The 20,819-nt window shown below is 64.8% G+C and carries 16 protein-coding genes; 5 read left to right on the forward strand and 11 right to left on the reverse strand.

Going from position 1 to position 20,819, the window contains the following annotated elements:
- Positions 1–39 precede the first annotated feature (39 nt).
- Complete coding sequence (locus QRN51_RS10815; RefSeq protein WP_059387941.1) at positions 40–1,191, reverse strand: resuscitation-promoting factor; 1,152 nt, start codon at positions 1,189–1,191, stop codon at positions 40–42.
- 266 nt (positions 1,192–1,457) lie between these two features.
- The gene (locus QRN51_RS10820) at positions 1,458–2,342 is read right to left on the reverse strand and encodes a TatD family hydrolase (RefSeq protein ID WP_284989834.1); all 885 of its coding nucleotides are present in this window, start codon (positions 2,340–2,342) and stop codon (positions 1,458–1,460) included.
- A gap of 188 nt (positions 2,343–2,530) precedes the next feature.
- Between QRN51_RS10820 and QRN51_RS10825 the strand changes: the two genes are divergently transcribed.
- The 3 genes from QRN51_RS10825 (at position 2,531) to QRN51_RS10835 (ending at position 7,579) form a co-directional block, all read left to right on the forward strand.
- Positions 2,531–3,607: an AAA family ATPase gene (locus QRN51_RS10825; protein ID WP_284989835.1), complete on the forward strand. Its 1,077-nt coding sequence runs from the start codon at positions 2,531–2,533 to the stop codon at positions 3,605–3,607.
- Between the two features lie 22 nt (positions 3,608–3,629).
- The gene (locus QRN51_RS10830; RefSeq protein ID WP_284989836.1) at positions 3,630–5,048 is read left to right on the forward strand and encodes a DUF58 domain-containing protein; all 1,419 of its coding nucleotides are present in this window, start codon (positions 3,630–3,632) and stop codon (positions 5,046–5,048) included.
- Between the two features lie 155 nt (positions 5,049–5,203).
- Positions 5,204–7,579, forward strand: coding sequence for a transglutaminase TgpA family protein (locus tag QRN51_RS10835; protein WP_350224969.1), 2,376 nt, complete (start codon positions 5,204–5,206; stop codon positions 7,577–7,579).
- A 217-nt stretch (positions 7,580–7,796) separates the two neighbouring features.
- On the opposite strand, the gene QRN51_RS10840 is transcribed toward QRN51_RS10835, so the two are convergent.
- Both QRN51_RS10840 and rsmI read right to left on the reverse strand, forming a co-directional pair.
- Positions 7,797–9,278, reverse strand: a complete 1,482-nt coding sequence (locus QRN51_RS10840) for an NAD-dependent succinate-semialdehyde dehydrogenase (protein WP_059387943.1) — start codon at positions 9,276–9,278, stop codon at positions 7,797–7,799.
- Between the two features lie 188 nt (positions 9,279–9,466).
- The gene (rsmI, locus tag QRN51_RS10845; protein WP_284989869.1) at positions 9,467–10,309 is read right to left on the reverse strand and encodes a 16S rRNA (cytidine(1402)-2'-O)-methyltransferase; all 843 of its coding nucleotides are present in this window, start codon (positions 10,307–10,309) and stop codon (positions 9,467–9,469) included.
- A gap of 155 nt (positions 10,310–10,464) precedes the next feature.
- On the opposite strand from rsmI, the gene QRN51_RS10850 reads away from it, so the two are divergent.
- Complete coding sequence (locus QRN51_RS10850; RefSeq protein WP_284989840.1) at positions 10,465–12,111, forward strand: dolichyl-phosphate-mannose--protein mannosyltransferase; 1,647 nt, start codon at positions 10,465–10,467, stop codon at positions 12,109–12,111.
- Positions 12,112–12,228: 117 nt separating this feature from the next.
- Here the strand turns inward: QRN51_RS10850 and QRN51_RS10855 are convergent, their stop codons facing one another.
- Together QRN51_RS10855 and QRN51_RS10860 are read right to left on the reverse strand one after the other, a co-directional pair.
- On the reverse strand, positions 12,229–13,413 hold the full coding sequence (locus QRN51_RS10855; protein WP_284989841.1) for a TIGR01906 family membrane protein: 1,185 nt from the start codon (positions 13,411–13,413) through the stop codon (positions 12,229–12,231).
- Between the two features lie 146 nt (positions 13,414–13,559).
- A complete protein-coding gene (locus QRN51_RS10860) occupies positions 13,560–14,552 on the reverse strand; it encodes a stage II sporulation protein M (protein WP_284989842.1) in 993 nt (330 codons plus the stop codon).
- 140 nt (positions 14,553–14,692) lie between these two features.
- Here QRN51_RS10860 and QRN51_RS10865 point away from each other — a divergent pair, with 140 nt between their 5' ends.
- Entirely contained in the window at positions 14,693–15,493 is an 801-nt protein-coding gene (locus tag QRN51_RS10865) for an RDD family protein (RefSeq protein ID WP_284989843.1), read from the forward strand.
- 66 nt (positions 15,494–15,559) lie between these two features.
- Here QRN51_RS10865 and QRN51_RS10870 read toward each other — a convergent pair whose 3' ends face one another.
- The 5 genes from QRN51_RS10870 to QRN51_RS10890 form a co-directional block, all read right to left on the reverse strand.
- On the reverse strand, positions 15,560–16,792 hold the full coding sequence (locus tag QRN51_RS10870) for a L,D-transpeptidase (protein WP_284989845.1): 1,233 nt from the start codon (positions 16,790–16,792) through the stop codon (positions 15,560–15,562).
- 156 nt (positions 16,793–16,948) lie between these two features.
- A complete protein-coding gene (locus QRN51_RS10875; protein WP_284989871.1) occupies positions 16,949–18,181 on the reverse strand; it encodes a L,D-transpeptidase in 1,233 nt (410 codons plus the stop codon).
- 249 nt (positions 18,182–18,430) lie between these two features.
- Positions 18,431–19,912: an adenosylhomocysteinase gene (ahcY, locus tag QRN51_RS10880; RefSeq protein ID WP_284989846.1), complete on the reverse strand. Its 1,482-nt coding sequence runs from the start codon at positions 19,910–19,912 to the stop codon at positions 18,431–18,433.
- A gap of 41 nt (positions 19,913–19,953) precedes the next feature.
- The gene (locus QRN51_RS10885) at positions 19,954–20,181 is read right to left on the reverse strand and encodes a Trm112 family protein (protein ID WP_284989847.1); all 228 of its coding nucleotides are present in this window, start codon (positions 20,179–20,181) and stop codon (positions 19,954–19,956) included.
- Positions 20,182–20,366: 185 nt separating this feature from the next.
- Positions 20,367–20,741 (reverse strand): DUF3499 domain-containing protein, encoded by a 375-nt coding sequence (locus tag QRN51_RS10890; RefSeq protein WP_284752499.1) that lies wholly within the window; start codon positions 20,739–20,741, stop codon positions 20,367–20,369.
- Positions 20,742–20,819: the final 78 nt, after the last annotated feature.

Below are 20,819 nucleotides of genomic sequence, written 5' to 3' on the forward strand. Positions count from 1 at the left end.
CCCGAAAAAAATTCCGGACCCGGCCACTTTCATTTTTGCCTAGCTGGATGCTGCCCATCCGCAGCCCCACGGAGACAGGCCGCGCTGCGCGTAGACGCGGTTGGCGATGTCGATCTGCTGGGCCTTGCTGGCGGCGGCGGCGTTGGGAGCGTAAGCGCCACCGCCGGAACCGATCCAGGTCTGGATGTCGAACTGCAGGCCACCGTAGTAACCGTTGCCGGTGTTGATGGCCCAGTTCCCGCCGGACTCACACTGTGCGATCTTGTCCCACATTGCCTCGTTCGGCGCACCCGTAGGTCCGGAGGCAACAGCTGCGGCAGGTGCGGGCTTGGGGCGTTCCTTGGTTCCGACCGTTACCTTCGCGGAGACCGGCTTGACGGTGACGTCCGAGGAGACCAACGTCCGGGAAGCCTCACGGCCATCCACCAGGACGAGCTTGAACGTCTTGCTGAGCAGCCCGAGGACCCCTTCCTGGGTGACCGTCTTCTGGTCGCTGAACTGGGTGGCGTCTTCCGTCGTGACCGTGTCGAACGGGACGTTCTCGGTCTCGGTGGCGGTCTTGCTGGTGTCCACCCGCGAAACCTTGATCACCATGTTCTGGACAACGGGAGCCGAATTGGGCTGCGAAACCCGGTCGTTGGCGCCAAGCGAGACGCCGGCATCGCTGAGGACGGTGCCCACGTCGGCCGCCGTCGTGGTCTTTGCCGAGCTCTGACCGTCGACAATCAGGCTGATCGTCTTGGGGGTCAGGATCGAAACGTAGGATCCGGAGACGGCCAGCTGCGTGTCTTTCGGCTGCGAGACGGCCGATGCGCTCGCGACGCCGAGCTCGGAAACGAGGCCTTCGACGTTGGGGGCGGTGGTGTTGACCGTCCGCTGGGCGCCATCAAGGCTGACGGTGACGGCTTTGGCCAGGTTGACGTTGATGATGGAACCGTTCTGCACCGAGGCGTCCAAGGCCGGGGATACCCGGTCTTCAGCCTTCAGATCGACCTTGGCTGCCTTGACCACTTGGTCAACGGTGTTGCCGAAGGTCTGGACGGAACTCACTTTGCCGTCGACGTTGAGGGTGACTGATTTGTTGTTGCCTGTAAAAGCAACCACTCCCAGCACCAGTGCCGAAAGCACCAGCAGCTGCGCACCGACTTTGACGAAACTGAACTTGCCGCCCGTGGTGAAGAACTTAACCATGTTTGCCCGTAACTTTTGGACCATCCGGGCACGGGGAAAAGCGCACAGGGGCCTCCTGCCGCGGTCCCGGATGCCTGCCGAAGCATGCTGGAGGACTGCAGCGGAGTTGTGCGCCGCCACACTCAATTCAACTGAAAACACCAATTGCGAACGGAGTTAGTTGTCCGAAGGCCTTCCCCGACCCCGGCTACTGGTTACCCACTGTAACCGAAGCGTTATAAAGTGACCAAGATTTTTACATACTGGGTATGTAAACCGGATTCGGCTCAGTCCCAGGAACCGTACGTTGCGACGGTGTTTTGGGCCAGTTGCGAGCACAGCGTGGAAAGCTCGGTTCCGGTCACTTCGGCCATGGAACGAACGGTGTACGGCACCATGTAGCTCGCGTTCGGACGGCCCCGGTAGGGGTGCGGCGTGAGGAACGGGGAATCCGTTTCGACGAGCACCAGTTCCGGATCCGCGATGGCCAGCGCGTCCCGCAGATTTGCGGCGTTCTTGAACGTCATGGTGCCCGCAAAGGACATGTACCAGCCGTTCAGGTTACAGATCCGCGCCAGTTCTTCATCGCCCGAGAAGCAATGGAACACCACCCGCTCCGGGGCCCCCTCCTCCCGGAGAACCTGGACGACGTCGTCATGCGCGTCACGGTCGTGGATCTGGAGGGTGAGGTCCAGCCGCTTCGCAATATCGATGTGGCGGCGGAACGAATGGCGCTGGTGCACCAGGCCGTCGCCATGGGTGCGGTAGAAATCAAGGCCGGTCTCACCGATCGCACGAACCCGAGGATGCGCCGCAAGCTCCTCGATTTCCGCGAGCGCCGATTCCAGCTCTCCGCGTCCCGCGTACACGGGGGCATCGTTGGGGTGGATCGCGACAGCTCCGAGGAGCCGCCGGTCCGCGTCCAGCGCCTGGACCGTGAACCGCGATGACTCAAGGTCGCAACCTACCTGCACCGCGCCCTGGACCCCCACGGCTTCGGCGGCGTCCAAAGCATCCGTGACGGCTACTTCGAGCAGGCCGTGCCGGAAATCGAGGTGCGTGTGGTTGTCCATCACGGGGACCGGCAGCGGTTCGGGAGCCGGCGGGTATTCCTTGCGGGAATCGCCGGTTTCAGTTGCGCGGTAGGAAGCCGGTGGGAGGGAATTGCACATGGATCCACCCTATCTTTCCCTGCTGATGCCTTCGGGACCGCGAACTAATCCCCCGTGTATCCATTCCTCAAGAACATGCCTCTGTCTGCGGCGGCCCTAGGCTGGGTAGTCTGGTACAAAAGGCGGTATATCCCGGCCAGGGCACCGCGGCCCGGCTGGGGTTTCTGTCATGGCTGAGGGGATTGTCCATGGACTCAAAGCGACACGGCACCGTTGACGAAGAGTTGCTACGGGACGAGGCCGTGGTTGCCTTGCCGCCTGAGCGCGAGTCCCTTAACGGGCACAAGCCGAGCGTCATGGATCCTGGGCAATTCCATGCTGCCAGCGAGAAGATCCTGGCGGCCATCAACAAAGTGATCGACGGCAAGGCCGAGGCCGCCACGCTTGCCCTCACCGTGCTCCTCGCCCAAGGCCACCTGTTGGTGGAGGACGTGCCGGGCGTTGGCAAGACGCTGCTCGCCAAGACCCTCGCCCGGACCATCGATTGCAAGGTCAGCCGTATCCAGTTCACCCCGGACCTGCTTCCTTCGGATGTCACGGGCGTCTCCATCTACAACCAGTCCTCGCGGCAGTTCGAGTTCCGGATGGGTGCGGTGTTCGCCAACATCGTGATCGGCGACGAAATCAATCGCGCCTCCGCGAAGACGCAGTCCGCCCTCCTCGAATGCATGGAGGAACACCAGGTGACAGTGGACGGCCATTCGTACCAGCTGGGCGAACCGTTCATGGTTGTCGCGACGCAGAATCCCATCGAGATGGAAGGAACGTATCCGTTGCCGGAGGCGCAGCGGGACCGTTTCATGGCCCGCATCTCAATGGGCTACCCCGACAAGCTCTCGGAGATCGAGATGCTCGAGACGCATCAGGCTGTCTCACCCCTCGCCAAAGTCACCCCTGTGGTCACTTCCGCGGACGTAGCCGCGATGATCGCCACGGTACAGCAGGTTTACGTTTCCCAATCGGTCAAGGAATATACGGTTGCCTTGGGCCGGGCCACGCGCGACAGCGCACGCCTGCGCCTCGGAGCCAGCCCCCGTTCCCTGCTGCAACTACTGCGGGCGGCCAAAGCGACGGCCGCCCTTGACGGCAGGGATTTCGTCCTTCCCGACGACGTCATTTCCGTCGCTGAGTCCGTTCTGGCACACCGCATCATCCTTGACCGCAAGGCCGCGAGTTCCGGTGACACTCCGCAGAGCATCATCCGGGCCATCCTGGCCTCCCTCCCCGTCAGCCAGGACGCCGGCGCGGAACGCCGCGGCGCCTAGGGAAGCGAAGAAGGGGGCAGGCATGGCGCTGGTCGATCTACTTCCGAAGCATCTGTTCACGACCCGTGGGTGGGGCTTGCTTGCCAGCGGCGTGGGTTCCTTGCTGCTTGCCCAGATCATGGGCAGGCGGGATCTGCTGGCCCTGGGGATCCTGCTGTTGGTGCTGCCGCTGGTATCGCTTGCCGGGGTCCGTATCCTCAAACCGCGCTTCCAGGTGTTCCGCGAATTCCATCCCTCCTCCGTGGAAACCTCTTCCACGGCCACGGTGCGGTTGGCAGTGGCACGGACCGGTGCAGCCGCCGGGCCGGTGATCATGGAGGAGCAGTTGCCGCCGCGCTTCGGCGAACCTCCGGCCTTTCGCTTTCCTGCCCGCGCCGCTTCCGGCGGTACCAGCCGCTATGAATACCATTTGCGTTCCGGCAAGCGCGGCCAGTTCAAGATCGGTCCGGTGACGGCCGAGTTCTGCGATCCCTTCGGCTTGTCGCTGCACCGCCACGAGATCGACGACGGCGACATCCTCACCGTGACGCCTGCCGCCGTCGAACTCCCCGCCACCGGCCTGGCCGGCGCGCGCGGAAACGACGGCGTGACGGCCACCCGGATCCGCGCCAACCCCAGTGACGACGACGTGATGACCCGCGAATACCGGCACGGGGACCCCATGCGACGCGTCCACTGGGCCGCGACAGCGCGGCACGGAGAGCTCATGGTGCGGCAGGAGGAATCCGTCACCACGCCAGAGGCGACCATCATACTGGACCAGCGCTATTCCGCTTTCGTGTCCGGCCCGGCCGCGGTCTTCGGCCCTGCCCACGACGACGCTTTTGAACTGGTGAGCAGCGAGAACTTCGAATGGGTCGTGACGGCGGCGATGTCGATCAGCACCCACCTCGCCGATCGCAACTATTCGCTGCGGTTCCTGGATGCCGCGGGACACCCCGCATTCCGTTCATCCCGCTCCGCCCCGTATCCCGAAACCGAGGAATTCAGTGGTTTGGGAGGCCTGCAGTCCATTGCCGAAAGCCTCGCCGCCATCCAGCTCAGCGGTCCACGGCACGTCCACGGCGAGCGCGGCCGTAAAGAAACCGCCGCCGTCGAGGGTGCAGAGGCCCCCTTCGACGACCACCTGATGGACAAGCTGGCCGCGCACCGCCTCCGTGGCCCCGTTCTCGCGCTGCTGGGCAACATGCCGCTCTCCGAGGCCCGGGCGTTGGCGCCGGCCGCCGGCTATGGGGCCAACGCATTTGCCCTCGTGGTTACCGACCACCCGCGCCATGTCCAACCTGTCATCGAAGCCCTCAAGCTGGGCGGATGGCGTGCCGTCGCCGTGAGCTCGAGGACGGACCTTCCCGCCGCCTGGGCCGGCTTCGATCAGGGAGAGATCCTCGCAGCTGCTGCCGCAGCGATGGACGTCCGCCGTGGAGCGGCGGTGCCACGATGACCACAACCTCCAGGAACGGCCCTCCGGGACGGCCCCCGAGCCCGCAGCCGCCGGGGACAAGTGACCCATCCTCCAATAGTCCGGGAAGGTCCAGCGGTCCGGGAAGGGCGCCCCTTTCCCCGCGGAAGCCGGGACCTGGAGCCTACCCTTGGGCAATGTCGGCGGCCATCGCTTTCGCCGTACTCGGAGCCTCGTTCTCCCTCAACGGGGTTTTCAGGGGCTGGGCGTGGTTGGTTCCCGCTATCACCACGGTGTTCGTCGTCGGATTGACCCTCGCCGTCCTTCGTGCCTTGAGGGTCCACCCGGTACTCACCACTTTGGGCGGGTTTCTCGCCTTGGTGTTCATCCTCGACTTCACGTTCTTCCGGCCGGAAAGCATCGCGGGCTTCATTCCTTCCGGCGCGACCCTTGACACGCTGGGCCAATTCCTGAAACGGGCCGGCGAAACGGTGGTATCTGAGACGGCGCCCGTCTCCCCGAACGCCGGAATAGTTTTCGTTGCGTGCGCGGGGCTGGGCTTGGTAGCTATCCTCATCGACGCCTTGGCCGTCCCGCTCGGCATGCCCGCGACAAGTGGACTGGGCCTGCTGGTAGTCCTCGTGTTCCCGGCGACCATCAAGCCGCAAGGCGGCGGCCTGCCCGGATTCCTGGCTGCCGCCGTCGGATTCATCCTGATCCTGGGCTGCAGCCAGTGGTTCGCACCGGACTCGAGGCTGCAGACCGACAACGCCCACGGTACGGGGCAGCTCAAACGGTCCATCGTGATCGGTGGCGTGGCCCTGGTGGTGGGGCTGCTGTTGCCGTTGGCGGTTCCGGGCTTTGAGCGCGGGACGTTTCCGGTCGGTTCGAGGCTGAATCCCTGGGGCGTGTCCAACGGCCTGAATCCCATGATCACGCTCGGCAACAGCCTGCGGAATCCCACCGGTGACGGCAGCATCACCTACGCCACGAGTTCCACGGCCCCGGTGTACTTGCGTTCCGTCACCATTGACAAGTTCGACGGCGATACCTGGGCGCCGGACGACCGCGAAGCCTCCCGGCGCATCGGGCCTGGCCGGATGGCGCCCGACTACCCGCTCCCCGCCGAGCTGGTCCGCCAATTGACCGTGGTCGATACCGGACAGTTCACCAGCCCGTATCTCCCGGTCCCCTATGCCCCGACCGCCGTCAACGGCCTGAGCGGACGCTGGTCCTGGGATCCCGAGACACTGAGCATCCGCGGCGAGGACAGCACCACCCGGAACCAGCAGTACACGGTATATTCGGCGCTGCCTTCCGTGACGTCCGCGACGTTGAGCCAGGACAATGCCAAGCCCACCTCCATCTCGCAGGATTTCATCCAGTTGCCAAGCAATGTTCCTGACATTGTGAAGAACACCGCCAAGACAGTGACGGCAGGCGCCAACGGCAACTATGCCAAGGCGATGGCGATCCAGAACTATCTCCGCTCGTCCCAGTTCAGCTACTCCCTGCAGGCTCCCGTCCAGGGCGGTTATGACGGCAACGGCCTGTCCGTGCTGGCGGATTTCCTGCAGCAGAAGAGCGGCTATTGCGTGCACTTCGCTTCCGCGATGGCCGTCATGGCACGGCTGGAGGGAATCCCGAGCCGCATCGCCGTCGGCTACGCGCCGGGCCACGCCACGGGGGCCACAGTTGCCGTGGCGGGACAGGAACCCCTTCCCGAATACCAGGTGGATGCCCGCGACGCCCATGCCTGGCCCGAGCTCTATTTCGAGGGAGTCGGTTGGGTCGCCTTCGAACCAACCCCTTCCCGCGGCGTCGTCCCGCCCTACGCGAGCGACCCTGTTGCAGCCGGCGGCCCGAGCACCAACCTGCATGACGAAAACCTGGCCCCGGGTGCCTCGACTCCCGCGCCGAGCACCGCCGCTGTACCGCCCGTTGCGGGTCCGGGGGTCGGATCGGGCACGGGCACCGGTTCCGCGGCCATTTTGTACGTCACCGCAGCGGCGCTCCTTTTGGCGGTGTTGGTGGCCTCCCCGCGGCTGGTCCGCTCCGGCATCCGGGCGCGGCGCCTGAGGCCGGGTGGTCCGGTCCTGGCGTGGGCTGAGCTCCAGGACCTCGCCACGGATTACGGTGTACCGCCGGTGCCGAGCGAAACGCCGCGGCATTTCGCGGCCCGATTGAGCAACTCGGCTGTGCTCGGCGCGCCCGTGGCGGCAGCGTCGCCGTCGGGAGCCGACGACGACGCCGGGCAGCACGCAGTCGCCTCGCTCACGGGCGACTTCGAACGGCAGCGCTACGGTCCCCCGGCGGGCGTCCCTGCGGACACTGCGGCAGAGCAAGCGAACCCGGCCCCGATCCGGATCGCGGCTGTCCGTGCGGCGTTCCGGCGCAATGCCACATGGTTCGAGGCCTTCCGTGCGGATTGGTTCCCGCCATCCTTGATGTCCCGGTGGTTCCAGCTCCTATCGACGCCCTTCCGTTGGCTGGGTGGCATGTCCACCGCCGCGGCTCGCCGTGCGGCAGCATCCTGGCAAAGGCTGTTCAGTTCCATCCGCTGGCGGCCCTGACCCAACTCACTAGCAGTTGTTGTCGTTATGGGCGCCTAAAACGACAGTGAGGGGCCACGCCGCCAGGGTTCCCTGGCCGAGCTTGCGAGGCGAGGGTGGCGGTGGGGATCAGTTGGGCTTGGAACGGCAAAAGCAGGGCACCGGAACCCAAAGGTTTCGGTGCCCTGCCTTTCACTCAACGGCAGTTCCCCGTTGCGAGAGGTCCGCCGAAGTCCTACTAGTCGGCGTAGGGATCCGCGATGCCGACGTACTGCGTGGTGAGGTATTCCTCGATGCCTTCGAAACCGCCTTCACGGCCCAGGCCTGACTGCTTCACGCCACCGAACGGTGCCGCAGCGTTGGAGATGACGCCCGCGTTGAGGCCGAGCATGCCGGTCTCGATCTTTTCGCTGACGCGCAGTCCACGGTTCAGGTCCCTGGTGTAGACGTAGGCCACCAGGCCGTATTCGGTGTTGTTGGCCAGTTTGATGGCCTCATCCTCGCTCTTGAAGGTGATGATCGGCGCAACGGGCCCGAAGATTTCTTCCTTCAGGATGCGCGCGTCCGCGGACACGTTCTTGAGCACGGTGGGCTGGTAGAAGTAGCCCGGGCCGTCCACCGGGGCACCGCCGGTGACGGCGACCGCTCCGTTGGCAACGGCGTCGGACACGAGTGCATGCACCCCGTTGCGGGCCTTGCCGTCGATCAACGGGCCGACCGTGGAGTCCGGTTCGGTACCGCGCGCGGTGTTCAGTGCCGAGATCTTGGCAGCGAACTTGTCGGCGAATGCGTCAGCGATGGAGTCATGCACAATGAAGCGGTTGGCTGCAGTGCAAGCCTCGCCCATGTTGCGCATCTTGGCCGCGACGGCGCCTTCGACAGCCCTGTCCAGGTCGGCGTCCTCGAAGACCACGAACGGGGCGTTGCCGCCGAGTTCCATGGAGCTGCGCAGGACCTTGTCCGCGGCTTCGCGCATGAGGGCCTGTCCGACGGCGGTGGAACCCGTGAAGGAGATCTTGCGCAGGCGGTCGTCCTTGATCAGGGGCCCGGTGACGGCGCCGGCCGTGGAGGTCTGGATGACGTTGAGCACGCCTGCGGGGAGGCCTGCTTCCTGCATGACCTGTGCGAAGAGCAGGCTGGTCAGCGGGGTCAGGTTGGCGGGCTTGAGGACCATGGTGCAGCCGGCGGCCACCGCGGGAGCAATCTTGCGCGTGGCCATGGCCAGCGGGAAGTTCCACGGGGTGATCAGGAGGCAGGGACCAACCGGCTTCTTCTGGACGAGGATGCGGTTCTTGCCGTCCGGAGCTGCGGAGTAGCGGCCGCTGACGCGGACGGCTTCCTCGGAGAACCAGCGCAGGAACTCGGCTCCATAAGCTACTTCACCGCGGGCTTCGGCCAAGGGCTTTCCCATTTCCAAGGTCATGAGCAGTGCGAAGTCTTCGGCACGTGCCGTGACCAGCTCGAATGCCCGGCGCAGGATTTCGCCACGCTCGCGCGGAGCTGTACGGGCCCAGGAAGCCTGGGCGGCAGCAGCAGCGTCCATCGCCGCGGCGCCGTCCTCCACTCCGGCGTCGGAGATGCTCACAAGCACCTTGCCCGTGGAGGGATCCTCGACGTCGAACGTCTTGCCGGACGCGGCAGGCAGCCACTGGCCGTTGATGAGCAGCCCCGTTGGAACGGAGGCGAGAAGTTCGCTTTCGCGATCGGCGGTAACAGTCACAGTGACTCCTTCGTCAGTCAGCGCACGTTGTAGCGATGCACCAACACTTGATTTTTGTGGAATTACTGTCACGGTACTGCCCGCCGCGAAGCAGTGTCTACGCCTTCGCGCACTGCCGCGGGCGCAAGAGTTTGTGCAGTTGCACAGCCCCGGAGTGGGGGCTGAAGCAACCGCGCCGCAAGCACGGCCTAACGCGCCGCGAGCACGGCAGAGTACAGCTCGCGCTTGCTGATGCGGGCGTCCTCGGCCACTGCGGCCACCGCCTCCTTGAGCCTGATTCCCTGGGCGATGAGTTCATTGACGGCGGCAACATGGTCCTCAGGCTTGCCTGGCGCCTGTTCGGGGGCGCCGGCGACGACGACGGCGATCTCGCCGCGGACCTCGTTGTTTTCGGCCCACTCGAGCAATTCCCGGATGGTTCCCCGAATGACTTCCTCGTAGGTCTTCGTCAATTCGCGGCAGACCGCGATGCGACGGTCCGAGCCGAAACGCTCGTGCAAGGCACGGAGCATTGGCTCAAGCCTGTGCGGGGCCTCGAAGAACACCATCGTCCGGCGTTCGTCGGCGAGGTCCGCAAGCCGGGAGCTGCGTTCTCCGGCTTTGCGGGGCAGGAATCCTTCAAAGCAGAACCGGTCGGTGGGCAGCCCCGATAGCGCCAAGGCCGTCAACACGGCGGACGGGCCGGGGAAGGCGGTGACGAAAAGCCCGGCGGCCACGGCTCCCTCCACGAGGCGGAAGCCGGGGTCGGACACTGCGGGCATTCCGGCGTCGCTCACCATGATGATGGTCTTGCCGGCCCGGACGTGGTCCAGCAGTTCCTCGGTCTTGGCGGCCTCGTTGTGCTCGTGGTAGCTGATGACCCGGCCGGACACGGTGATGCCGAGCGACTGGACGAGCCGATGCAGGCGCCGGGTGTCCTCCGCTGCGACGATGTCGGCCGTCTGCAGCAACTCGATGAGCCGGCTGGAGGCATCGCCAACGTTGCCGATGGGAGTGGCAGCCAGCACTATCCGGCCTACGCCGTCGGGCAGGTCAGGAAGCGCGTGCGCCTCAAGGGACTCCGCCGAATCAGGAACGGTGGTTTCATCCGGGGAGCTCAGCTGTTCAGTCACCCAACAAGCCTAATGCCCTGGCTCCGCCTCCGGCCTTCAGGGAGCTACCGGAGGCAAAAGGTAGCATGGGCTGAGTGACCGATACCTCCGTGCGCCCCGCCCCGCAAACCTGGTTGATACGGCCCCGGGAGGCTTTCACGGCCGAGGCCCTGCGGACGCGGCTCATTGGAACCATCCAGAGCTGGCGGGATTATCCGCCGTCGTTGAGGCTGTGGTTCTGGCTGATCCCCGCCATCACGGCCGTGATCGGCGGGATTCTGCGTTTTGTCCGCCTCGGTGACCCGCATAGCCTCGTCTTCGACGAGACCTACTACGTCAAGGATGCCTACTCGTTCCTGGTCAGCGGTTACGAGCGGAGCTGGCCGGACAAGGCCAACGATGCCTTCAATGCGGGCAACCCCAACGTCCTGCTCAACTCCCCCGAGTACGTGGTGCATCCACCGGTAGGGAAATGGATGATCGCCTTCGGGATGTGGCTCTTTGGTTCGGACAATTCCTTCGGCTGGAGGTTTTCCGCGGCTCTGACCGGCACGCTCTCCATCTTCCTGGTCGCCTTGATCGCGCTGAAGCTGTTCCGTTCCCACATCCTGGGCGCGGTGGCGGGACTGTTGCTCGCCGTGGACGGCCACCACCTGGTCATGTCGCGGACCTCGCTCCTGGACATCTTCCTGATGTTTTGGCTGCTCGCCGCCTTTGGCGCCCTGCTGATGGACCGCGACGACGGACGACGCCGCTTGGCGGCACGGCTTGCCGCGCTGGCGGGCGGAGCCAAGGACGGCCGTCCGACGGCGGTGCACCTCGCCTCGGGCCCGTGGCTCGGATTCCGGTGGTGGCGGCTGGCGGCGGGTGTCTGCCTCGGCTTGGCGGTCGGCACCAAGTGGTCGGCGCTGTTCTTCGTTGTTGCTTTCGGCTTGATGACGGTGTTTTGGGACATGAGCGCGCGGCGCATTGCGGGCATCCGGAGCTGGCCCAGCGCAGGCATCATCAAGGACGGCATTCCGGCGTTCTTCACCATGATTCCCGCGGCGACTGCCGTGTATTTGTCGACCTGGACCGGTTGGTTCCTTTCCAACGACGCCTACTACCGGCACTGGGCCGACACGAATCCTTCCGCCACGTGGGGCTGGATTCCCGGGCCGTTGCGCTCCCTGGCGTACTACCACGTGCAGGCTTACAACTTCCATCAGGGCCTCAGCTCGCCGCACCCGTATTCGGCGAGTCCGTGGACCTGGCTTGTCATGGGGCGGCCCACATCGTTCTACTATGAGTCCCCCAAGCCGGGCACTCCCGGCTGCGATCTGCCCAACTGCACTTCGGCGATCCTGTCGGTCGGCAACCCGGTGGTCTGGTGGGGTGCCACGATTGCGCTCTTTGTGGTGCTGTTCTGGTGGGCGGGACGGCGCGACTGGCGGGCAGGGGCCATCCTGGCCGGGGTCGCCGCCGGGTATTTGCCGTGGTTCATGTACCCGGAGCGCACCATGTTCTACTTCTATGCGCTTTCCTTCGAGCCCTTCCTCGTGCTGGCCCTCGTCTATGGATTGGGACTGGTGCTCGGCAGGAGCGGGGCTCCTCCATGGCGGCGCCGCTCCGGCCTGTACCTGGTGGGCCTTGTGGTGGTCCTTGCCGTGCTGTTGTCGGCGTTCTTCTATCCGGTGTGGACGGCGGAAGTGATCAGCTACCAGGACTGGCGGATGCGCATGTGGATGCCGTCCTGGATCTGAGCGGCCTGACCGGAAGGCCGGGACGGCTCGCACACTAAACACCCCCGCATGAACGAAGCGGCCCGCCTGGGATTGGAGATTCCCAGGCGGACCGCTTTCCTTGTTGTTGCGGTGGTGCTACTTCTCCGGCGTGCCGGCTTCCGCGCGGACCTCCGGGTCCGCATCCGCGCTGTGTTCCGCAGCAGCTTGGTTCTTGGGTGCAAGTCCGCGACGACGGCGGGTAGGCCAGGTGAAGATGAGTGTCAGCAGGGCCGTGATGAAGACCAATGCACCGATCGCAATCCCGGAGTCCATCCAATATTGCCCCGGGAACAAGCGGATCAGCGTGTCGTCGAGCGCAAATGTCCAGGTGCCGTTGGCGAAGAAAATGTGGTGGAAGTCCGTGAAGAACTGCTGCCAGCCCAAGGCCGCAAGCGTGCCCAGTCCAAGGATGAGCACCAAAGTGACGATCGAACCGGCAAACATTCCGCGGCGGATTCCGCCCGTGCTTCGCTTGCGCAGATAGAGCATGGCGATGATGCCGATGATGATCATGAGCGCGCCGGCACCGAATGCGGAGAGCATCACGGTCTTGACGTCGGCCATGTGGGAAACTTCGCCTTCCTTGAACAGCTTCTCGCCGTTCTGGTTGACGAGCTCGCCCAAGTAGCGTGGACCGGACCAGTTGCTGAGATAGTCCAGGGCGTAGGACCCATAAGTCATCCGGTCATCGGCGTTGAAGCCGTAGCCGTCGCCAGGGAATCCCGGCCGGTAGTACTCCACCCACAAGAACAGCGGGCTCGCCACGGCGCGGATTGCCAGCACCAGGAGGACCACCGGGTAGAAGACGGCCAGCAGGACCTGGAAAATGCGCGGGGCCAGCGGCTTGGCGTTGGCGGCCTGCTCCCGCTCGTGGTTGCGGCGTTCCACTTCGGCTTCCGGGGGGCGGACCTGAAGGGCCGATGTCGGCAAGGGCTCCGCGAAGAGGGCTGGTTCCTGTCCGGCCTCCGCAGCCTCGGCGGCTTTGCGGTCAGCCCGGCTCTCCGCCTGTTGTCCTGCGACGGGAGGTCCTGCGACGGACGGTCCTGCGGGAGGCCGTGCCGCTTCGCCTGCGGTTGCCGCTCCCACGGCGCCGTCTCCCGGTCTGCCCCCTTCGGGCTCCCGTGTGCTCAAAGAGTCCCGGGCTCCGTCAGGGGCCCCGGCCGGACGTGCATCAGTGGCTGCGGACTTGGCCGCGGGCTTCATCCATTCGAAGGCCGGCTCGTCGCCGTCGTCGTGGATATCCGCGTCCGGATCTTTGGGGATCGGGCTCTTCTCGGTCACTTGGATTTCACTTCCGTAGGATTCACATGCCGGAGCAGGAACGGTCCGCTGGCAATCTTCTCTGCCATCGAGCCTACCGTCAGCCCTCGCGGAGAGACGATGAGCCACCCCGGCGGACGTCGGATTGCGGCCGGACCCGGGTGCCGTCAGGCGGCAATCTCCCGGTATCCGGCGTCGTTTGCGTCCAGGTCACCCGTGGCGCCGGCGCGGAATGCCCGCCCGCCCAGCACCAAGGCATAGATCCAGTATGCCGCGAGAACGAGCGAACCGATCAGGATCTTGGCCCACACGGGAAGCGGGCTCGGCGTGACGAAGGCCTCGACGAGTCCGGAAACGAACAGGACAAGCACCAGGCCCAGGGCCACGGTGATCAGGGAACGGCCTTCTTCCGCGACTGCCTGCATCCTGCGCCTCGGACCCGGTGAAACCATCGCCCAGAAAATGCGGAGACCGCCCGCGGAGGCGATGAACACAGCCGTCAACTCCATGAGGCCGTGCGGGAGGATGTAGCTGAAAAACACGTCCATCTTGCCGGTGGCGGCAAACACGCCAGCGGCAACTCCCAAGCCCTGGGCATTCCCGAACAGCATGTAGGGTACCCAGAATCCGGTGATGCCCAAGGCCACGGCCTGCGCCCCTATCCAGGCATTGTTGGTCCAGACCGCGCCGGCGAAGGATGCAGCAGGGTTCTCGGAGTAGTAGTCAACGAAGTCGTGGTCGACGTATTGCTTCACGGCGTTGCTGCTTCCGAGGGCCCTCAAGGCATCCGGGGACGTTCCGATCCAGAACGTGTAGGCACCGGCCACAAGGCAGAAGAAAACCCCGCACCAGACAGTGAGCCACCGCAATCGGTAGAACGCGGCTGGCAGGGACACCACGAAAAAGCGGGCGAGGTCTTCCATGAAATTCGATCGTGCCCCGGTGAAGCGCGTGCGGGCCTGGGCGAGGGCCGCCGACAAGGAGGCGGAGAGTGCGCTCTCCGGGGCCACGGACCGGATGAGGGACAGGTGTGATGACACCACTTGGTACAAACGCAGCAGCTCGTCGGCTTCGCCGCCGTCCAGGCGTCGTTTGTGCGCGAGCTCGTGCAAGCGGGCCCATTTGGTCCCGTTCACCACGGAGAAGGCATCCATGTCCACGGCTCTACCCTAATCCCCACCCTCCCCAAACAGTCCCACATCCACGCAAAGCCCTCCTCCGCATCGGCGGCCGCGGTTAGACTCGATCCAGCGGGAGCCGTCCGGTCCTGCGGAGGTCGTGGCAATGCTTGGGGGCGGGCTTGAGTTCTATCATTACCGGCGAGGCCGTAGTCCTTGAACTGCGGCCGGCATCGTTCGGGGCGAGGGCCCTTGGGCTCATGCTCGATGTCCTGGTTCACGTCGTGTTGCTGGTGGGCCTGTTGTTCCTGATCGGTATGGCGGCACCTAATGTGGACGTGGCCGCGGGCAACGCGATGGTTTTGTCCAGTGGGGTGCTGTGCCTCGTGGTGGTCCCCGTGGCGGTGGAAACGCTGAGCCGTGGCCGTTCTCTGGGCAAGCTGGCTACCGGGCTCAGGATCGTGCGCGACGACGGCGGATCCATCCGTTTCCGGCACGCGGTGATCCGCGGCTTGATCGGGTTCCTGGAGATCTATGCGACGTTCGGCGGATTGGCCATTGCCGTGGCACTGTTCAATGACAAGTCGAAGAGGCTCGGGGACGTCGTGGCAGGAACCTATGCGCTCAGGCAGCGCGTTCCTGCCGAACCCAAAATTCTCCCCTTCGCGCCTCCGCACCTGCAGGCTTGGGTGGCGCTCGCCGATATCGGCAGGGTTCCCGACGGGACGGCGAGGCGGGCCTCACAGTTCATCCAGCAGGCCTGGCGGATGGCTCCGGACTCACGCGCCCGCCTGGCCGCGGCCCTTGCAAGCGAGCTGGCGGCTTACGTCGCTCCACCTCCGCCGCCCGGAACGACGCCGGAAGGCTACCTGAACGCAGTGTTGGGCGAGCGGCGAAACCGGGATCTGGAACGGCTGCGTCGCGCTGAACAACGCAGCGCCGTTATGGGCGACCGGCTCAACAGGCTCCCGTTCACGCGCTAGCAAAGCGCGCGGCACGCACGGTGCGCAACGCAGTCGGGCACAACTGCCTCCACGTCCCGGCAGGGCTTAGCGCTTCGCGTAGCCGGCCCAGGCGATGTTCCAGTCCCCGAAGCCTTCAAGCGGTTCAACCGCGGGGGCTCCGGTGTTCAGTACCTGCACCACATCCCCCGTACGCATGTTGTTGAAGAACCACGCGGCATCGGCCGGGAGCAGGCCAACGCAGCCGTGCGAGACGTTGTATGCGCCGACGGCCCCGTAAGCCGATGGAAGCGCTTGGTGAACGTAGACCCCTGAGTTCGTGAGCCGGTTGGCGTGCTCGACGACGAGCGGTGCGTAGTAGCCCTTGTCACCGGGTTTGAGTCCGATGCTGCCGGCGTTGAATTTGGAGTGGCGTTCCTGCTCCATGATCACGGCGTATCCGGTGGGCGAGAGCCAGTCCGGGCTGCCAAGGGTGACGGGAGCTGTCTTGACGAGTGCGCCGTCGAAATACACCTTCATGGTCTTGGTGGCGTCGTCCACTACCGCTATCCGCTGCGGACCGGTCGTGAACACTGCCTTGACGTTGGAGTTGCCGATCATTCCGTTGCCGAAATCCTTGCCGAACAAAGGCATGTCCACTGTGACGCTCGTGTTGGCCGCCCAGAAGGTCTCCGGGCGGATCCGCACTTTGCGGTCCGAGTACCAGCGCCAGGCCACTTCCTGGCCAGAGGAAACGCCGATCTTCACGGCCTGTTCCATGGCGGCTTTATCCGCCACAGGCTCGCTGAAGTTGATTTCGATGGGTTGCCCCGAACCCATGACGGAACCGTCGTTGGGGAACACCAAGGCATTGGCCTCGTTGGGCGTGGATACTGTGCTGAAGGATTGCGTCTTCCGGGTTTCCCGGCCCGCGCCGTCAACAACAGTGAAGCCATAACGGTACTCGGTGTTGAACGCCAAGGGATCCAGCGTGGACCAGGTGCTGCCATCGGAACTGATGCTTCCCGTGATGGCCTTTCCGCCCTTGGCCGGGACGAGTTCAACGTCCTTCAGCGTGCCGTGTACCGCCTTCACGGAAGGCCCGACGGCGGGATTCACTTCGCGGGCGCCGTCAAGGGGCGTGATTCCCAGTTCCACTGCCTTGACGACAGCGGACGCCAACCCGGCATCCGTGCGTTGCGGAGATCCCGCTTCTGATTCGACCGCCGTTTGCAGCCAGTTCGGGGCGGTTGCAACACCGATTCCTCCGACCGCAACGCCGGCACATATCCCCATGATTCCGAGAATCTTCCCGGTCTTGCTTTTCCTTTGCGACGCCACAGTGCAACTCCACATCCCCCGGCAGAAAGCCAGCCCCCAAGACTGACCCGCCAAGTCTACCGGGGGTTCCGATGCGTCCGGGGCAGTGCGCTCAGGCGCGCCCTATCAGTTGGCGTACTGGGTCAGTCGGCGTATTGGGTCAGTCGGCGTATTGGGTCAGTTGGCGTATTGGGCCCAGGGGATGTTCCAGTCGCCAAAGCCGTCGTCGTAGTTGGCGTAGTCACCCTGGGTATTGACCACTTGGACGACGTCTCCGGTCGTCATGTTGTCGAACACCCATTTCGCGCCGTCAGGTCCCAATCCGATGCAGCCGTGGGAGAGGTTCGTGACGCCGATGTACGGCAAGGCCGAGTCGGTGGCCTGGTGGATGAACTCGCCGCTGGGCGTCAGGCGCGTCGCGTAGTTGACGTCAAGCTGTCCGTAGTAGGCCGGATCCCCCGGCTTAAGGCCGATGGTGGAGGCGTCCATGTGCTCCACCCGGTACTTCTCCATAAGGACCAAGTAGCCGCGCGCGGAAGGGAACCTGGTGTCGCCCATGGTGTCCGGCCACTGGCCCACTTGCTGGTCGTTGATACTGACCGTGAACGTGTGGGCAACCGCGTCGGCCACCGCCACCTTCTTGTCGCCGATCTTGAAGGTGTTCGTCTTGTTGAAGTTGCCGATCTGGCCGTTGCCGAAGTCCACCCCGAACAGCTTGAGATCCACGGTGACGGTGCTGTTCGCTGCCCAGAAGTTCTCCGGACGGTAGCGCACCATGGTGTCGCTGAACCAGTGGAAGGCCCCCACCTGGCCCGACGTGGAGGTGACCTTGATGGCCTTCTCGACAGCGGCCTTGTTGACGACCGGTTCGCTGAACGTGAGCTGGAGCGGCTGCGCCACGCCCACCTTCGCCCCGTCCAGGGGGTACATGGCGGCGTCGGCCTCGTTCTGCGTGGAGACCGTCGTGAAGGATCCGGTCTTCGACGTTGCGCGACCGGCCGCATCGGCAACGGTGTAATTGAAGGTGTAGGAGGAGTTGAATTCGAGCGGAGTGGATGCCGTCCAGCTCAGTCCATCCGGGGTCAACGCACCATCAACGGTCTTGCCTTGAGCGCTCGTCAGGGAGACCCTGTCCAGGGTTCCGTCCTTGACGCTGATAGTGACAGGCGCGGCCGGGTTCACCTGCTTGGCTCCGCTCGCTGGCGAGGCAACCACCGTGGCAGGCTTCACGACGGGCAGCACCGCCGCGGCCTCGCTGCGTTCACCTGATGATCCCTCGGACTCGATTGCCGCACTCGCCGCATGCGGGGCCACTGCGGCGAACGTGCCGCTGAGCGCGGCAATGAGGCAGACAACCACGATCCAGGCGACTTTGCGGAACCTGCTTCGCTTCGTCGGCCCAGCATCCATGTGCCCAGCGTCCAAGTGCCCAGCATCCAAGTGCCGGGCACTGCCGCCGTCCTGCTCGGTGTCGAAGAGCCTCGCAGCGTCCACTTGCTCGAAAGTGTCCGCTTGCTCGCCGTCGGGATTAAGGCCCATTCCTTTTTTCTCCAAAACTCACGCCCCCCAATAAAACTCACGCCCCACAGCCGCATCCTAAGGGGCGCGGCTTGATATTGGCTGGGAGCCCGCCTTCCGGCGTGCCCCCAGCCAGTGTTCTTAGTACCGGTAGTGTTCCGGCTTGTACGGCCCGGCAACGTCAAGGTCCAGGTATTCCGCCTGTTCCTTGCTGAGCTCGGTCAGTTCCACGCCCAAAGCATCCAGGTGCAGGCGGGCAACCTTCTCATCGAGGATCTTGGGCAGGACATGGACCTGGTTCGAGTATTCGCGCTCGGCCTCGGGCTGGTCCCTCTTGGTCCACAGCTCGATCTGGGCGATCGTCTGGTTCGCGAAGGAGTTGCTCATAACGAACGAGGGGTGGCCCGTGGCGTTGCCCAGGTTCAGGAGGCGGCCTTCGGAAAGCACGATGATCGAACGCTCCTCGCGGCCGTCGGCTGCGGCGAACACCCACTCGTGGACCTGCGGCTTGATTTCCACCTTGTGCACGCCGGGGACCTTTGCCAGTCCGGCCATGTCGATCTCGTTGTCGAAGTGGCCGATGTTGCCCACGATCGCCTTGTTCTTCATGCGGAGCATGTCGGAGGCCATGATGACGTCCTTGTTGCCCGTAGTCGTGATGAAGATGTCGCCCTGTTCCAACACGGAATCCAGCTTGGCCACCTGGTACCCGTCCATTGCTGCCTGGAGCGCGCAGATGGGGTCGATCTCCGTCACGATCACGCGCGAACCCTGGCCGCGGAGCGCCTCTGCGGCGCCCTTGCCGACGTCGCCATAGCCGCAGACGACGGCGACCTTTCCGCCCATCAGGACATCCGTGGCGCGGTTGAGGCCGTCCGGCAGGGAGTGGCGGATGCCGTACTTGTTATCGAATTTGCTCTTGGTCACCGAGTCGTTGACGTTGATGGCCGGGAACAGCAGCTTGCCCTGTTCGGCGAGCTGGTAGAGCCGGTGCACGCCCGTGGTGGTTTCTTCGCTCACGCCACGGATCCCGGCGGCGATGCGGGTCCACTTCTTCGGGTCGGCGGCAAGGCTCTTCCGCAGCACGTCGAGGACCAGCGCATACTCTTCGGGATCATTCTCCGTGGCGGTCGGCACCGCGCCGGCTGCTTCGAATTCGACGCCTTTGTGGACCAGCAGCGTGGCGTCTCCGCCGTCGTCGAGGATCATGTTGGGCCCAAGCTCAGGGTTGGCGTCCGCGCCCGGCCAGGTGAGGATCTGCTCGGCGGTCCACCAGTATTCGTCGAGGGTCTCGCCCTTCCAGGCGAACACGGGAACACCCCGGGGATCCTCGACAGTTCCCTTGCCGACGACAACGGCGGCCGCTGCCTCGTCCTGGGTGGAAAAGATGTTGCACGAGGCCCACCGCACCTCCGCGCCGAGGGCCGTCAGCGTCTCGATGAGCACCGCGGTCTGCACGGTCATGTGCAGGGACCCGGCAATACGCGCCCCCTTGAGCGGCTGGCTTGGACCGAACTCGGCGCGCAGCGACATGAGGCCCGGCATTTCGTGCTCTGCCAGGCGAATCTGGTGGCGCCCGGCTTCGGCCAGGGAGATGTCTGCAACCTTGTAGTCGAAAGTCATGGAAGTCCTTTGGAAGTACCGAATGGTCGAGTCAGGGGGGCTCAGGCGTCGTGCTGGCCTGCGTCGTGCTGGTCTGAGGCCGCGGCGTTGGCGGCGGCCAGCAGCTCCGGGGGCAGGAGCAAGGGGATTCCGTCCTGGATTGCATAGCGGAGCTTCTCACCCGAGGCGGACCCGGCCGTCGAGACAAGTTCCTCGCCGTCCTGCTCCAGCGGGGACCCGGTGACAGGGCACCGCAGGATGGACAACAATTCAGGACTGACCTTTGGCATGGTTGAAGCTCCCTGGATGGCATCTCGCGGACGCCGCTTTGGACAGATATGGCAGCTTCCAGAGTACAACCCAGCGGCGCTGCACACGGTGTCACAATGCTTGTCGCTCAGGGAGCCGCGACACATTGGGCGACACACGCGGCGGTACACGGAGGCAATGGACGCGTGGTTGCTGTCGTCCGGGTTCAGGACGGATCGCGCAGGATACGCAGGTGGCGCCTTGTTCCCTCCACGGGGGCCGGTCCGTCAAAGGGGGCCCGGACTGTGCGCTGTTCCGGCGCGGCAGGCGCCGATGCGGCTTCCCGCACTGCATTCGCCAGGGCAAGGAGATCGTCCGGCCCCGGCTGGGGCGGTGAGGACGGCATGGCGAGCCGCATGACTTCCCAGCCCCTCGGTACGGTCAGCGACTCGGCATGCTGCGCACACAGATCGTAGGAATGCGGCTCGGCATACGTGGCCAACGGACCAAGCACCGCCGTGGACTCGGCATAGACGTACGTCAAAGTAGCCACCGCGGATTGGCGGCAAGCTGATCTGGAACACTGACGAATTGCACCCACAACATCCCAGATTAGCCGCACTTCCCCGCGGCGCGGTGCATTGCCCCTTTGCGCGCATTATGTCGCGTTGGCGGAATC

It is taken from the genome of Arthrobacter sp. efr-133-TYG-120, assembly GCF_030209785.1.
GTDB lineage: Bacteria > Actinomycetota > Actinomycetes > Actinomycetales > Micrococcaceae > Arthrobacter.

Bases quoted from the DNA above. Each gene is read 5' to 3' on its own strand.
- QRN51_RS10825 (WP_284989835.1), top strand. From the start codon at position 2,531: ATGGACTCAAAGCGACACGGCACCGTTGACGAAGAGTTGCTACGGGAC.
- QRN51_RS10830 (WP_284989836.1), top strand. From the start codon at position 3,630: ATGGCGCTGGTCGATCTACTTCCGAAGCATCTGTTCACGACCCGTGGG.
- QRN51_RS10885 (WP_284989847.1), bottom strand. From the start codon at position 20,181: ATGCCAAAGGTCAGTCCTGAATTGTTGTCCATCCTGCGGTGCCCTGTC.
- QRN51_RS10835 (WP_350224969.1), top strand. From the start codon at position 5,204: ATGTCGGCGGCCATCGCTTTCGCCGTACTCGGAGCCTCGTTCTCCCTC.
- ahcY (WP_284989846.1), bottom strand. From the start codon at position 19,912: ATGACTTTCGACTACAAGGTTGCAGACATCTCCCTGGCCGAAGCCGGG.
- QRN51_RS10875 (WP_284989871.1), bottom strand. From the start codon at position 18,181: ATGGATGCTGGGCCGACGAAGCGAAGCAGGTTCCGCAAAGTCGCCTGG.
- QRN51_RS10815 (WP_059387941.1), bottom strand. From the start codon at position 1,191: ATGGTTAAGTTCTTCACCACGGGCGGCAAGTTCAGTTTCGTCAAAGTC.
- QRN51_RS10820 (WP_284989834.1), bottom strand. From the start codon at position 2,342: ATGTGCAATTCCCTCCCACCGGCTTCCTACCGCGCAACTGAAACCGGC.